A 14,371-nucleotide genomic window follows, 5' to 3' on the forward strand; every position below is an offset into this window, starting at 1 on the left:
AGGTTCCCCAACAGATGGGTTTCTGCCATGTCGGACAAATCGCCCCGCAACACGATGACCAAGAAATCCGGCAAATCGCTCAAGGACAAGCGCGCCGACAAGCGAGCGAAGTCGAGTGGCGACACCAGCAACGACATCATCACCTCCGCCGTCAAGAAGAAGTAGCCGGTCGTCGTCGACGGGACCGGCCCCGGTCGCACCCGTCGACAGCGGCTGTATCCTTGCCTGTGAGCTGGGTTACAACGATGTGGACAGGTCACGGAGGAAGCGTCGAATGGCAAGCCGATCGGACAGTGGCGGCAACCCCTGGGTCGCAGTGCGTCCCGGTGAGGATGTCACTGTGCTGGCGCGCCAAATGTCCAGTGCCCATCAATCTTTCGTCGACGACATTCGTACTCACGGCTCGGCGGTGCGGTCCGTCGTACTCGACTCGTGGATGCGAAGTCGAACCAAGGGCGTCGACCCGGACGGCGGTAGTCAGGCACCGGCCCTGAGCGGGCCGGACCTCGACCGCTATCGCAACGGGCATCCGATGGCACTCATCCGCCCGGTGATCCGCAAACTGCTCGTCGAGGACGCCTCCGACACCGGTCTGCTCGTCGCGATCTCCGACGCGGAGGGCCGGTTGTTGTGGGTCGAGGGCGATTCCTCGGCCAAGGACCGCGCGCTGACGATGGATTTCGCCGAGGGCGTCGATTGGAGCGAGGAGAGCAAGGGGACCAACGCTCCGGGAACGGCACTCGCCGTCGATCACAGCGTGCAGATCTTCGCGTCCGAGCACTTCTCGCGATCGGTCCACGAATGGAGTTGCTCGGCAGCACCGGTCCATCACCCCCGCAGCGGCCACATCCTGGGAGCCATCGACATCACCGGCGGGCCGCGGGTGGCCGTACCCGAGGTGCTCTCGCTGGTGCGGGCCACCGTCGCAGCCGCCGAGTCCGAGTTACGTCTGCACCTGTTGAACTCGCCGAAATCGTTGGGCGACACGGCTCCTCGTCTCGAAGTTCTCGGATCGGGCCGGCCTGGAGTGGTGCGCGGCTCGGGCCGAACACCTCTGTCGCAGCGGCACGCCGAGATCCTCCTGTTGCTCGGCGATCATCCGGAGGGGCTCAGTTCGGACCATCTCGCCGTCCTGCTCGACGAGCAGGAACTCGATTCGGTGACCATCCGCGCAGAGATGTCGCGGCTGCGTAAGTCTTTCGGCACCGCAGGCCTCGCTTCCCGGCCGTACCGATTGGTCGGCGAGTTGTCCTCCGATGTCGGCGACATCCGACGAGCACTGGACCGCGGCGACGTCGAGGCGGCTCTACGGATCTACACCGGACCGGTGTTGCCCGGCTCGTCCGCCCCCGGCATCGAGGAGATTCGCGAAGAACTGCGGTCTCGTATGCAGGCGGCGCTGTTGCGGCTGGGGGATCCGGTGTTGCTCGCCCAGTGGACCTCCTCCATCCACGGCCGATCCGACGTGATCGCGTGGGAGGCCTATCGCGCCACGCTGAGTCGCGATTCAGCGCTCTACGGCCAGGTCAGCGCACGTATCGATCTCCTCGACCGAGATCTGGGAATCTGACGCACCCGTTGCTGCGGTGCCGTCGGCACGACGGCAACGTAGTTGCAACGTTGCACCCCCTAGTGTCCTGAATCACACACCGCATCAGCAGTGCAGCACGTGTCGATCAGGAGGATTTTCAATGTCCGTCTATGCCCGTCCAGGTACCGCCGATTCCGTCATGTCGTTCCAGTCGCGCTACGACAACTGGATCGGCGGCGAATGGGTGCCACCGGTCAAGGGCCAGTACTTCGAGAACCCGACTCCGGTCACCGGTGAGAACTTCTGCGAGGTCGCCCGTTCCACGTCCGAGGACATCGAACTCGCCCTCGATGCTGCGCACGCCGCCGCTCCCGCCTGGGGCAAGACGTCTGCGGCCGAACGCGCCGTGATCCTGAACAAGATCGCCGACCGCATCGCCGAGAACCTCGAGTCGATCGCTCTGGCCGAGTCCTGGGACAACGGCAAGCCGATTCGCGAGACCCTCAACGCCGATATCCCGCTCGCCATCGATCACTTCCGATACTTCGCCGGCTGCATCCGCGCGCAGGAAGGATCGCTCTCCGAAATCGACAGCGACACCGTCGCTTACCACTTCCACGAGCCGCTGGGCGTCGTCGGGCAGATCATCCCGTGGAACTTCCCCATTCTCATGGCCGTGTGGAAGCTCGCGCCTGCGCTCGCTGCCGGCAACGCCGTCGTGCTCAAGCCCGCCGAGCAGACTCCCGCGTCGATCCTGCACCTGATCTCGATCATCGGCGATCTGCTGCCCGCAGGCGTGCTCAACATCGTCAACGGATTCGGCGTCGAGGCAGGCAAGCCGCTGGCATCGAGCCCGCGTATCTCCAAGATCGCGTTCACCGGCGAGACCACGACCGGACGCCTGATCATGCAGTACGCGTCGCAGAATTTGATCCCGGTGACACTGGAGCTCGGTGGCAAGAGCCCCAACGTCTTCTTCTCCGACGTGCTGCAGGCCAACGACGACTACCAGGACAAGGCACTCGAGGGCTTCACGATGTTCGCCCTCAATCAGGGTGAAGTGTGCACCTGCCCGTCGCGCTCGCTGATTCAGGCGGACATCTTCGACGAGTTCCTGGCCCTCGCCGCGATCCGCACCAAGGCTGTGCGACAGGGAGATCCGCTCGACACCGAGACGATGATCGGTGCGCAGGCCTCGAACGATCAGCTCCAGAAGATCCTCTCGTACATCGAGATCGGCAAGGGTGAGGGCGCACAGGTCGTCACCGGCGGCGAGCGCGCACAGCTCGGCGGCGACCTCAACGGCGGCTACTACATGCAGCCCACCATCTTCACCGGCAAGAACAACATGCGCATCTTCCAGGAAGAGATCTTCGGGCCGGTCGTCTCGGTCACGTCGTTCACCGACTACGACAACGCCATCGAGATCGCCAACGACACCTTGTACGGGCTCGGCGCAGGCGTCTGGTCGCGGGACGGCGGTATCGCCTACCGTGCCGGCCGCGATATTCAGGCCGGTCGCGTGTGGACCAACACGTACCACCAGTACCCCGCGCACGCCGCGTTCGGTGGCTACAAGCAGTCGGGTATCGGCCGCGAGAACCACAAGATGATGCTCGATCACTACCAGCAGACCAAGAACCTGCTCGTGAGCTACGCCCAGAAGGCGCAGGGCTTCTTCTGATGGAGAACGCTCGGCCGCCCGCGCGGCTGAAGACAACCGCCGAGGCGATGGATCTTCTCCGTCGCCTCGGCGGTATCCACGGCGAACTGATGATGCATCAGTCCGGCGGATGCTGTGACGGCTCGTCGCCGATGTGTTATCCCGCAGGCGAATTCATCGTCGGCGATCGCGACGTTCTGCTCGGGTACATCGACCTCAGGCTCGGAGTGGGCGAGATAGCCCAGGACCTCCCCGAGGGTGTCGACGGCGTGCCGGTGTGGATCTCGGGTTCGCAGTTCCAGGCGTGGAAACACACCCAACTCGTACTCGACGTGGTGCCGGGCCGCGGCGGCGGATTCTCGCTCGAATCGCCAGAAGGCGTTCGCTTCCTGAGCCGTGGGCGCGCCTACACCGCGGAAGAGAACGAACTTCTCGCCGCGCATCCACCCCTCGTCGGAGTCGACTGGGAAGAGGGCCGACGACCGCCGGTACCCGACGACCCACTCGTGGTCGCCGAGGCCGTCGACGCCTGTCCTGTGCCGGGAATGCTCCAGGGCTGAGTGCCTGCGGCAGTGGCGCGGCTCCGCTTCCGGGTCGCTCCGCATGCTCCGCTCCCGTGTACCCCAGGCGGCACATAACCGCACCACTGCGCGCAGCGCATACAGTGCGAACGATGAAGAGCTCATCGAAAACCGACGCGGCCGACGGCGGCGACAGCCTGCGTACCGTGATGATCGCGTTCGTTGCCAACCTCGGTGTAGCCATTGCCAAGACGTTCGCGGCAGTGTTCACCGGGTCTGCGTCGATGGTCGCCGAGGCCGCTCACTCCTGGGCCGACACCGGTAACGAGATCTTCCTGCTCGTCGCCAATCGCCGCGGGGCGCGCGGACCCGACGATCGGCGGCCGCTCGGGTACGGCCGGGAGACGTACTTCTGGTCGACGCTCGCGGCCATCGGTTTGTTCGTCGCCGGTGCGGCGGTATCGGTATGGCACGGCATCACCTCGTTGCTTGCGGGCGAGTCGAGCAGTGAGAACTACCTCGTCGCCTACGTCGTGCTCGCCATCGCCTTTCTGCTCGAGGGCGTGTCGTTCCTCCAGTCGGTACGGCAAATACGCGGCGAGGCAGCGCAATACGACAAGGACTTTCTCGATTACGCGTTGGAGACCTCGGATCCGACGCTGCGGGCAGTGTTCGCGGAGGACAGCGCGGCTCTGATCGGCATCGTGATCGCCGGTGTGGGAATCGGTTTGCACCAGCTCACCGGTTCGGCGGCGTTCGACGCCATCGGCTCGATTCTGGTGGGCGTTCTACTCGGGATCGTGGCGTTCGTGCTGATCGATCGAAACCGCCGATTCCTTACCGGGGAGCCAGGATCGAGAGCATTATGGAACGCGGTAGTGCAGCGAATCGAGCTACTCCCCGAGGTGGCGTCGGTCCGGTTCGTTCGCATCGAGTTCGTCGGTCCCAAACAGATCTACGTGGTGGCGAGTGTCGATCTCGTCGGTGACTTCGCAGAGTCACGCATCGCGCACACGCTCCGGCGGCTGGAGCGTGAGCTGGAAACCAACAGAGCTGTGGTGGACGCAGTACTGACAGTCGCAGAACCGGACGAGGGAGATATCGGTGACGTGAATGCGGTTGCACAGCAGCCGTAATTCGCCCGTCATTCACCGATGACACCCCGCTTACATCACGGACCTATCGTGAACCGGTTCGCGCGCCCCACACACCCGAATGGGCGTCCCCTCGCGAGGGACCTGGTACGAGAGGCTTGCAATGTCCGTGAAAGATCCACAGTCGCCTCACCCGAAATCCGGCTCCTACGAGGGCACACAGTCGCACGTCGAGGGCGGTGACTACCTGGCCAAGAGAACCTTGAAGAAGGGGACCGCCGGGTGGGTACTTCTCGCGGGCCTCGGTGTCAGCTACGTCATCTCCGGTGACTACTCGGGCTGGAACCTCGGTCTCGCCGAGGGCGGCTTCGGTGGTCTGCTCATCGCGGCGATCATCATCGCGGGCATGTATCTGGCCATGGTCCTCGGAATGGCCGAGATGTCCTCGGCACTGCCCGCTGCGGGCGGCGGCTACACCTTCGCCCGCCGTGCTCTCGGACCGTGGGGCGGGTTCGCCACCGGCACAGCCATTCTCATCGAGTACGCCATCGCTCCCGCCGCTATCGCCACGTTCATCGGCGCGTACGTCGAATCGCTCGGACTGTTCGGGATCACCGACGGGTGGTGGGTGTACCTGGTGGTCTATGCCGTGTTCATCGGAATCCACCTCTCCGGCGCAGGCGAAGCCCTCAAGATCATGTTCGTCATCACCGCTGTCGCCTTGGTCGGACTCATCGTGTTCGCGATCGCTGCCCTCGGACAATTCGATGCGAGCAACCTGACCGACATCGCGCCGACCGACGCAGCCGGAGCCTCGGGATTCCTGCCGTTCGGCTACCTCGGCATCTGGGCGGCTGTGCCGTTCGCCATCTGGTTCTTCCTCGCCATCGAGGGCGTGCCGCTGGCCGCCGAGGAGGCCAAGGATCCGACCAAGAACGTCCCGCGCGGCATCATCGCCGCTATGGGCGTACTGCTCGTCACCGGTGCCGTCGTGCTGTTCCTGGTGACCGGAGCGGGCGGGGCCGACGCCGTCAAGGAATCGGGAAACCCGTTGGTCGAGGCGCTCGGTGACGGAACTGCGAGCAAGATCGTCAACTACATCGGCCTGGCCGGACTGGTCGCGTCCTTCTTCTCGATCATGTACGCGTACTCGCGTCAGCTCTTCGCGCTGTCCCGTGCCGGCTATCTGCCGAAGACGCTGTCCATCACCAACTCTCGCAAAGCCCCTACGCTCGCGCTGATCGTGCCCGGCGTCATCGGATTCCTGCTCTCGCTGACCGGTCAGGGCGGAATGTTGCTGAACATGGCCGTGTTCGGTGCGGCACTGAGCTACGTTCTGATGATGGTCAGCCACATCGTGCTTCGCCGCAACGAGCCGAACATGGAACGGCCGTACCGAACCCCCGGGGGCGTTGTGACCACCGGATTCGCGTTGATCATCGCGGCACTCGCCGTCGTCGCCACCTTCGTCGTCGATTCCACTGCGGCACTGTGGTGTCTGGCAGTGTTCGTCGCGTTCATGGCCTACTTCGGCATCTACAGCAGACATCATCTGGTCGCCAACTCGCCCGACGAGGAGTTCGCCGCACTGGCCGAGGCCGAGGCCGAACTGGAATGACGATCTACACCCAGCAGGTATCCGGGACCACCTACACGTTCGACGGTCTGGTCGACCTGATGGCCAAAGCGACACCGCTGCGATCGGGTGACGAATTGGCCGGCTGCGCGGCCGAATCCGATGCCGAACGGGCTGCCGCGCAGTGGGCGTTGTCCGAGGTCTCCCTCGATGTCTTCCTGCACGATCTGCTCGTTCCGTACGAAACCGACGAGGTCACCAGGCTCATCATCGATTCGCACGACCGCATCGCGTTCGGGGCCATCTCACACCTGACCGTGGGAGGTCTTCGGGATTGGCTGCTGCAGGTGACCGCGGGGCCCGATGCGGCCGCGACACTACGATCGGTCGCGGCCGGATTGACACCCGAGATGGTCGCGGCGGTCAGCAAGATCATGCGGAACCAGGATCTGATCGCGGTGTCTCGGGCCGCGCAGGTGACGTCGGCGTTCCGGACGACGATCGGCCTACCCGGGACACTCACCACGCGTCTGCAACCCAACCACCCGACCGACGACCCGCGTGGCATCGCCGCGGCCACACTCGACGGGCTGCTCCTCGGGTCGGGTGACGCGGTCATCGGAATCAATCCCGCGACCGACTCACCTCAGGCCACCGCCGACCTGTTGCATCTGCTCGACGAGATTCGGCAGCGCTTCGAGATCCCGACACAGTCCTGTGTGCTCTCGCACGTGACGACGACGATGGAATTGATCGACAAAGGAGTTCCGGTCGATCTGGTGTTCCAGTCCATCGCGGGCACCGAGGGTGCCAATTCGAGCTTCGGAGTGAACATTCCGTTGCTGCGCGAGGCCAACGAGGCCGGCAGATCGTTGCACCGCGGAACCGTCGGGAACAACGTCATGTATCTCGAAACGGGGCAGGGTTCGGCGCTGTCGGCGGGAGCGCATATCGGCACCGGCGACCGGCCCGTCGATCAGCAGACCCTCGAAACACGCGCGTACGCGGTGGCCCGTGATCTCGAGCCGCTGCTGATCAACACCGTGGTCGGATTCATCGGGCCCGAGTACCTGTACGACGGCAAGCAGATCATCAGGGCAGGCCTCGAAGATCACTTCTGCGGCAAGCTCCTCGGACTGCCGATGGGAGTGGACGTCTGCTACACCAATCACGCCGAGGCCGATCAGGACGACATGGACACGTTGCTCACGCTGCTGGGTGCGGCCGGCGTCGCGTTCGTCATCGCAGTGCCGGGAGCCGATGACGTCATGCTCGGCTACCAGTCCCTGAGCTTCCACGATGTGCTCTATGTGCGACAGGTCCTCGGTCTGCGGCCCGCACCGGAATTCGAGTCCTGGCTCTCGCGGCTGGGGATGGCGGACGCCGACGGCCGAGTCCTCGACGTCGATGCCGCGGGATCGCCGCTGCGGGCCTTGATGAGTGCGCGATGAGCACGCCTGCGGAACGACCGGAAGCGGCAGGAGTGGAGCCTGCGGAACGACTGGATTTGGGAGTGGAGCCTGCGGAACGACCGGAAGCAGAGTTCTGGGGTGAGTTGCGGGCGAGTACCCAAGCTCGGATCGGCCTGGGGCGTATCGGCGATTCGTTGCCGACGACGCGGGTGCTCGAGTTTCGCTCGGCGCACGCCGCGGCCCGAGATGCGGTGCACATGCCACTCGAGGTCGACGAGTTCGTGCGTCGGGTTGAGCAGGTGGGGCTTGGTACACCCTCGGTGGTGACGTCGTTGGCGACGAGCCGGGCCGAGTATCTGCGTCGTCCGGACCTGGGTCGTCAGCCGAAGGATTTGTCGGCGATTGCACATTCGGAGGACGAGATAGGCATCGTGCTGAGCGACGGACTGTCTCCCCGGGCCCTGGCGGATCACGGTGTCGCCATGGTGGAAGCACTGAAAACCGAACTTGCCGAACGGTATTCGATTGCTGCACCGGTCATTGCGACCGAGGCCCGAGTGGCGCTCGGTGATCACATCGCGGCGGCGATGGGCGTGCGGACGGTACTGGTTCTCATCGGGGAGCGACCCGGCCTGTCCGTCGCGGACAGTCTCGGCATCTACTTGACGCACCTTCCCAAGCCCGGCCGTACCGACGCCGATCGCAACTGCATCTCCAACATCCACCCGCCCGAGGGGCAGGGGTACGCGCAGTCGGCCCGCATCGTGGCAGGTCTGCTGGCCGGAGCCAGGAAGCTCGGACGGTCCGGGGTCGCGCTCAAGGACACGTCGCGCGCCGAGGTGCTCGAGGCTGCGGACGTCATCACACTGGAGTAGGACCCCCATTCGGGGGTGGCCGGCCGTGACCGGCGTCACTACCGTGAGGCTCATGGACAGTTACGCCCGCGGAGATTCGGACACAGCGATACTCGACGACACGATCGGCCGAAACCTGCATCGCACCGTCGAGCGGCACGCCGAACGCGATGCCCTGGTCGATGTCGCATCGGGCAGGCGGTGGACCTACTCGGAGTTCGCGGCGGACGTCGAGTTGTTGGCGGCGGGGCTCCTCGTGGCCGGAGTACAAGTAGGCGATCGAGTAGGGATCTGGGCACCGAACTGCCCCGAATGGACGCTGGCGCAATATGCGACGGCGGAGATCGGGGCAATTCTGGTCAACATCAATCCGGCGTACCGCTCGCACGAGCTGCAGTTCGTGCTGAGACAGGCGGGTGTCTCGGTGCTGTTGTCGGCCACCGAGTTCAAAGGGTCCGACTACACGGCCATGATCGACGACGTGCGACCGGAAGTGACAACTCTGCGCGAGGTCCTCTTCATCGGAAGCATTCAGTGGGAAGCGATGACCGATCGAGGGCATCGAGCGTTGGCGAAGACTCCGCGGATGGTCGCCGACGTGTCGAGCACACTCCGCCCGGACGACGCGATCAACATCCAATACACCTCGGGTACAACGGGTTTCCCGAAGGGTGCGACGCTCAGTCATCGAAACATACTGAACAACGGCTTCTTCGTCGGCGAGCTCTGCCATTACACCGAGAACGACAGGGTCTGCATTCCGGTGCCGTTCTACCATTGCTTCGGCATGGTGATGGGCAATCTCGCGTGCACGTCGCACGGAGCAACGATGGTCATCCCCGGTCCCGCGTTCGACCCGGTGGCGACGTTGACGGCCGTGGCCGATGAGAAGTGCACCTCGCTCTACGGCGTACCGACCATGTTCATCGCCGAGTTGGCACTGGAGAACATCGGCGCATTCGATCTGAGCAGCCTGCGTACCGGAATCATGGCCGGATCACCCTGTCCCACAGAGGTGATGAAGCAGGTCATCGAACGCATGGGAATGGCAGAGGTGTCCATCTGCTACGGCATGACCGAGACGTCGCCGGTATCGCTGCAGACTCGCAGCGACGACTCGATAGAGCAGCGAGTGTCCACTGTCGGTCGTGTGGGTCCGCATCTGGAAGTGAAGATCGTCGACCCCGTTCTCGGTGAGACACTGCCGCGAGGCGAAGCGGGTGAACTGTGCACCCGTGGCTACTCGGTGATGATCGGTTACTGGGAGCAGCCCGACAAGACCGCAGAGGCGATCGACAGCGACGGGTGGATGCACACCGGCGACATCGGAGTCATGGACGGTGACGGCTACGTCGCGATCACCGGGCGCATCAAGGACATGGTGATTCGCGGCGGCGAGAACATCTATCCCCGCGAGGTCGAGGAATTTCTCTACACCCACCCCGACATCCTCGACGCTCAGGTCATCGGTGTTCCCGACGAGAAGTACGGCGAGGAATTGATGGCGTGGATACAGCTCAGAGACGGTGCCGCACCGCTGGATTCGGACGCGGTGCGGCAGTTCTGCGACGGTCGCCTCGCGCATTACAAGATTCCGCGCTACGTGCACATCGTCGACGAGTTCCCGATGACCGTCACCGGCAAGGTGCGCAAGGTCGAGATGCGTGAACGCTCGCTCGGGTTGATCTGAACCCAGCCGTTGGGCTGACATACTGACGTCCATGACCAGTGCGCTGTGGACGCCCACCGATACCGATGTCGAGCACGCTCGGGTCACCGAGTTCACCCGGTTCGTCGAGGAGCGCCACGAGGTGATGCTGCCCGACTACGCAGCGTTGTGGCGGTGGTCGATCGACGACATCGAATCGTTCTGGACAGCGGTGTGGGACTACTTCGACATTCGCTCCACCATAGAGCCGGCGTCGGTCCTCGAGGGCCACGGTATGCCGGGGGCGCAGTGGTTCCCGGGTGTCGAGCTGAATTACGTCGATCAGGTCGTCCGGCACGCTCGAGGAGATCGAGCCGCCATTGTTCATGCCTCCGAGGACGGTTCGACGCGGACCGTCACGTGGTCCGAGATGATTGCTCAGGCCGGTGCGTTGGCGGGCACCCTGTCCGACGCAGGCGTTCGACGCGGCGACCGCGTCGTCGGATACCTGCCCAACGTGCCCGAGGCGATCATCGCCTTCCTGGCGACAGCAAGTCTCGGCGCGGTATGGGCTGCGTGTGGGCAGGACTACTCGGCGGCTGCGGCGCTCGACAGACTGGGGCAGCTCGACCCCACGGCGTTGATCACCGCGTCCGGGTACGTCTACGGAGGGGCCTTCCGCGACAAAGGTGCGGACGTGAACACTCTCGCAGAGGGATTGCCGACGGTACGCACCGTGGTGACCATCGGCGACGCTGTGGGGACCGCGGGGACGGCGCTGAATTGGGCGGACGCGACCGCGACACCGCGCGAGCTCGCTCCGGTCGCAGTGCCGTTCGATCACCCGTTGTGGGTCGTGTTCTCGTCGGGGACCACGGGACGGCCCAAGGGGATCGTGCACGGCCATGGTGGCGTGCTGCTCGAGCATCTCAAATCCGTTGCACTGCACTCGGATCTAGGACCCGACGATGTGTTCTTCTGGTACACGAGCCCGAGCTGGATGATGTGGAACTTCCAGGTGGCCGGCCTGCTGGTCGGGGCCACGATCGTGTGCGCCGACGGAAATCCCGCGTTCCCGAGAACGGACGCGCTGTGGAGCATTGCGGCCGCGCAGGGCGTGACGTACCTCGGTACCAGCCCCGGGTACGTCCTCGCGTGCATCAAGGCGGACGCACACCCCGGTGCCGATCACGATCTCTCGAGCCTGCGCGCCATCGGGATCACCGGGTCTGCGATGCCCGCGACGTCGTCGATCTGGTTGTCGGAGAAGGTCGGAGCCCACGTACCGGTGTTCTCGATCTCCGGTGGTACCGATGTGGTGTCGGCGTTCGCCGGGGGAGTGCGGACCATGCCGGTCTGGCCGGGCGAGTTGTCGGTTCCGTTCCTGGGCGTTGCGCTCGATGCCTACGACGAGGCAGGCAACTCGGTGCACGGCGCAGTGGGCGAACTGGTCGTCACCGAACCGATGCCGTCCATGCCGGTGCGGTTCTGGAACGATCCCGACGGAACCCGTTATCGGGACGCGTATTTCGATACCTATCCGGGCATCTGGCGGCACGGCGACTGGATCACCGTGACCGAACGCGGCAGCGTCGTCGTGCACGGTCGTTCCGATGCGACGCTGAACCGCAACGGGATTCGAATGGGAAGCGCAGACATCTATCAGGCCGTCGAATCTCTCGACGAGGTCACCGAGGCCCTGGTGCTCGGCATGGAACAGCCCGACGGGGGATACTGGATGCCGCTGTTCGTGGTGGTCCCGGATGGGCTCACCATGGAGCTACGCGAGCGCATCGTTGCCGTCATCAGGACACAGGCATCCCCGCGGCACGTTCCCGACGACATCGTCGCAGCGCCCGCGATCCCGCACACGCGGACCGGTAAGAAGCTCGAAGTGCCGCTCAAGAAAATGTTCCAAGGTGCTGCCGAGACAACTGCTCTCGACACCAGTGCCGTCGACGATCCGGAGGCGGTGCGGTGGTTCGCAGATCGCGCGGCGGAGTATCAGCGAGTCCAGCGCGCGAGGTAGGCCTTCTCCTCGGGCGCTATCCGGCGCAGAGTCTCCGCCCCGACGTCGACCATCGCCATGCGAGTGGTCGCCACCACCGCAGGCGGCGAATCCGGGGCCGCGCCCGCTGCCCGTACCTCGTAGCCGATGGTGAAATCGACCGCACGTACCTTCTCGAACCAGAGTGTGACGTCGAGCGGACCGTCCGAGTGCCGAAGCGGCTTCTTGTACGCGATGGTGACGTTCGCGATCAACGCACTCTTGATCAGGCTTTCGTTGGCCTCGCCCTCGCTGAGCAGCCATTCGATGCGCGCCTCTTCGAGCAGAGTGACCATCCGGGCGTGATTGATGTGCGCGAATGCGTCCATGTCCGACCACCGCACCGTGACGGTCGCGTGATATCCGACGGGGTCGGTCCGATCTGTCTGCATCGCCACAGGCTCTGTCTTCATTGCTAGAGGATGGCATGCGCGCCTGCGTCGGGGGCGACGCTCTAGAGTCCCAGGAGTGATTATCGCCAATGTCGCACTGGATGATTCCGGCGTGCTCTTCGACATCGAACTCGTCGGCTCGACCATCGGGTCCATCACCCCGGCCGGAAGCGATCGCACCCGCGGCGTCGAGGTCGTCGACGGGGCGGGGGGAGTGGCCCTGCCGGGTTTCGTGGACAGTCATGTTCATCTGACGCAATGGGCAGCGGCGCGGCGGCGTATCGACGTCGGGCCGGCCTCGTCGGCGGCCGATGCCGTGGCACTGGTGTTCCCCTATGCGCGCACAGCAGGCGATTCCGTAGTGCGCGCCAACGGGTTTCGGGACGCGCAGTGGCCCGACGAACCACACAAGGACCTGCTCGAGAACGCGCTGCCCGGTGTGCGTGTGGCGTTGACGAGCATGGACCTGCACACGCTGTGGCTGAGTCCGGCGCTGCTGCGCGATCTCGGTATCGACCATCCCACCGGAGTGCTTCGTGACGTCGACGGTCTCGAGGCCGTCATGGCGCTGGAGGCCTTGGAGGACCCGGCCGAGTTGGACCGAGCGGTGCTCGACGCCACCGCGGCACTGGCGGTCCGCGGAGTGACCGGCGTCGTCGATTTCGAGTTCGCGGACAACCGGACGGTCTGGGATCGACGCCTGTCGGCCGGATCTCCCGCAGTGCGCGTCGACACCACGGTGTGGCCGCAGTGGCTCGACGAAGCGCTCGATCGTGGGGAGCGCACCGGCGACGTCTCGGCCGTCTCGGACATGATCAGGCGCGGACCGCTGAAGGTCATGCTCGACGGCTCGCTGAACACCAGAACGGCCTGCTGTCACGATCGCTACCCGGGCGTCGACGGTGACAACGCCTACGGACTGTTGCTCGAGACCCGCGACGGACTGTTCGAGCTCGTCTCTCGCGCAGCTCGCGGCGGAATCACCTCTGCTGTCCATGCGATCGGTGACCGGGCGAACGGCATTGCGCTCGATGCATTCGAGCGGGCCGGTTGCGGAGGTCGTATCGAACACGCGCAGCAGCTCGTCCCCGAAGACATCGCACGCTTCGCGGCGCTGGGCGTTGCGGCGTCGGTGCAGCCGCAGCACGCCATGGCCGACCGCGACATCGCCGAGGATCTGTGGGCAGGTCGACGCTCGGTGGCCTACGGCTACGGGTCGCTCCATCGAAGCGGTGCCACGCTGCTCTTCGGTTCCGACGCTCCGGTGAGTCCACCGGAGCCATTGGCAGGCGTTGCGGCGGCGGTATTCCGAACCGACGACGACCGGCCGCCGTGGCGTGCCGAGGAATCGGTTCCTCTCGACGCGGCACTGCAGGCGGCGAGCGGCGACCGCGCTGCGCTCCGCGTCGGGGACGTCGCGGACATCGTCGTTCTCGAGGAGCACCCGGCGCACCGCTCGGTGCACGATCTGGCGGAGACGGAGATCAGGGCAACGGTCTGTGCAGGCACGCTGACACACGCAGCTGCGGTATAGCTCCCGCTCGGCGGGACCCGTATGCCGTCGAGGTTCGGTCCGATCGCGGACATGAAAATTTACTCATGTCGCCTTCATCGTCGTCTCACGCACCGGAGG

Annotated in this window: 12 protein-coding genes; 11 read left to right on the forward strand and 1 reads right to left on the reverse strand. The window is 64.9% G+C overall.

Annotated features, from left to right (window positions below; all coding sequences use genetic code 11):
* The first annotated feature begins 27 nt into the window (after positions 1-27).
* The 10 genes from CH268_RS28040 to CH268_RS25780 all read left to right on the forward strand — a co-directional run bounded on the left by CH268_RS28040 (position 28) and on the right by CH268_RS25780 (position 12,328).
* Complete coding sequence (locus tag CH268_RS28040) at positions 28-165, forward strand: hypothetical protein (protein WP_167326762.1); 138 nt, start codon at positions 28-30, stop codon at positions 163-165.
* A 109-nt stretch (positions 166-274) separates the two neighbouring features.
* A complete protein-coding gene (locus CH268_RS25740; protein WP_094666260.1) occupies positions 275-1,570 on the forward strand; it encodes a transcriptional regulator in 1,296 nt (431 codons plus the stop codon).
* 121 nt (positions 1,571-1,691) lie between these two features.
* Positions 1,692-3,215 (forward strand): acetaldehyde dehydrogenase ExaC, encoded by a 1,524-nt coding sequence (gene exaC / locus CH268_RS25745; RefSeq protein WP_032386983.1) that lies wholly within the window; start codon positions 1,692-1,694, stop codon positions 3,213-3,215.
* Complete coding sequence (locus CH268_RS25750; RefSeq protein WP_052057186.1) at positions 3,215-3,754, forward strand: DUF779 domain-containing protein; 540 nt, start codon at positions 3,215-3,217, stop codon at positions 3,752-3,754. The genes exaC and CH268_RS25750 overlap by 1 nt, the downstream gene beginning before the upstream one ends.
* 113 nt (positions 3,755-3,867) lie before the next feature.
* Complete coding sequence (locus tag CH268_RS25755; RefSeq protein WP_094666261.1) at positions 3,868-4,851, forward strand: cation diffusion facilitator family transporter; 984 nt, start codon at positions 3,868-3,870, stop codon at positions 4,849-4,851.
* Between the two features lie 121 nt (positions 4,852-4,972).
* Entirely contained in the window at positions 4,973-6,427 is a 1,455-nt protein-coding gene (gene eat / locus CH268_RS25760; RefSeq protein ID WP_032383547.1) for an ethanolamine permease, read from the forward strand.
* Positions 6,424-7,836 carry an ethanolamine ammonia-lyase subunit EutB gene (locus CH268_RS25765; protein ID WP_094643278.1) on the forward strand — a complete coding sequence of 471 codons (1,413 nt, stop codon included), beginning with the start codon at positions 6,424-6,426 and terminating at the stop codon, positions 7,834-7,836. Before eat ends, CH268_RS25765 begins: the two co-directional genes overlap by 4 nt.
* A gap of 62 nt (positions 7,837-7,898) precedes the next feature.
* The gene (gene eutC / locus CH268_RS25770; RefSeq protein WP_037220145.1) at positions 7,899-8,672 is read left to right on the forward strand and encodes an ethanolamine ammonia-lyase subunit EutC; all 774 of its coding nucleotides are present in this window, start codon (positions 7,899-7,901) and stop codon (positions 8,670-8,672) included.
* Positions 8,673-8,724: 52 nt separating this feature from the next.
* Positions 8,725-10,341: an AMP-binding protein gene (locus tag CH268_RS25775; RefSeq protein WP_176458061.1), complete on the forward strand. Its 1,617-nt coding sequence runs from the start codon at positions 8,725-8,727 to the stop codon at positions 10,339-10,341.
* Between the two features lie 31 nt (positions 10,342-10,372).
* Positions 10,373-12,328 carry an acetoacetate--CoA ligase gene (locus tag CH268_RS25780; protein WP_094666262.1) on the forward strand — a complete coding sequence of 652 codons (1,956 nt, stop codon included), beginning with the start codon at positions 10,373-10,375 and terminating at the stop codon, positions 12,326-12,328.
* Here CH268_RS25780 and CH268_RS25785 read toward each other — a convergent pair.
* Entirely contained in the window at positions 12,304-12,738 is a 435-nt protein-coding gene (locus CH268_RS25785) for an acyl-CoA thioesterase (RefSeq protein WP_027496292.1), read from the reverse strand. The genes CH268_RS25780 and CH268_RS25785 overlap by 25 nt on opposite strands.
* A 76-nt stretch (positions 12,739-12,814) precedes the next feature.
* On the opposite strand from CH268_RS25785, the gene CH268_RS25790 reads away from it, so the two are divergent.
* Positions 12,815-14,272 carry an amidohydrolase gene (locus CH268_RS25790; RefSeq protein WP_094666263.1) on the forward strand — a complete coding sequence of 486 codons (1,458 nt, stop codon included), beginning with the start codon at positions 12,815-12,817 and terminating at the stop codon, positions 14,270-14,272.
* Positions 14,273-14,371 lie beyond the last annotated feature (99 nt).

The organism is Rhodococcus sp. 06-1460-1B, from assembly GCF_002258475.1.
Lineage (GTDB): Bacteria > Actinomycetota > Actinomycetes > Mycobacteriales > Mycobacteriaceae > Rhodococcoides > Rhodococcoides fascians.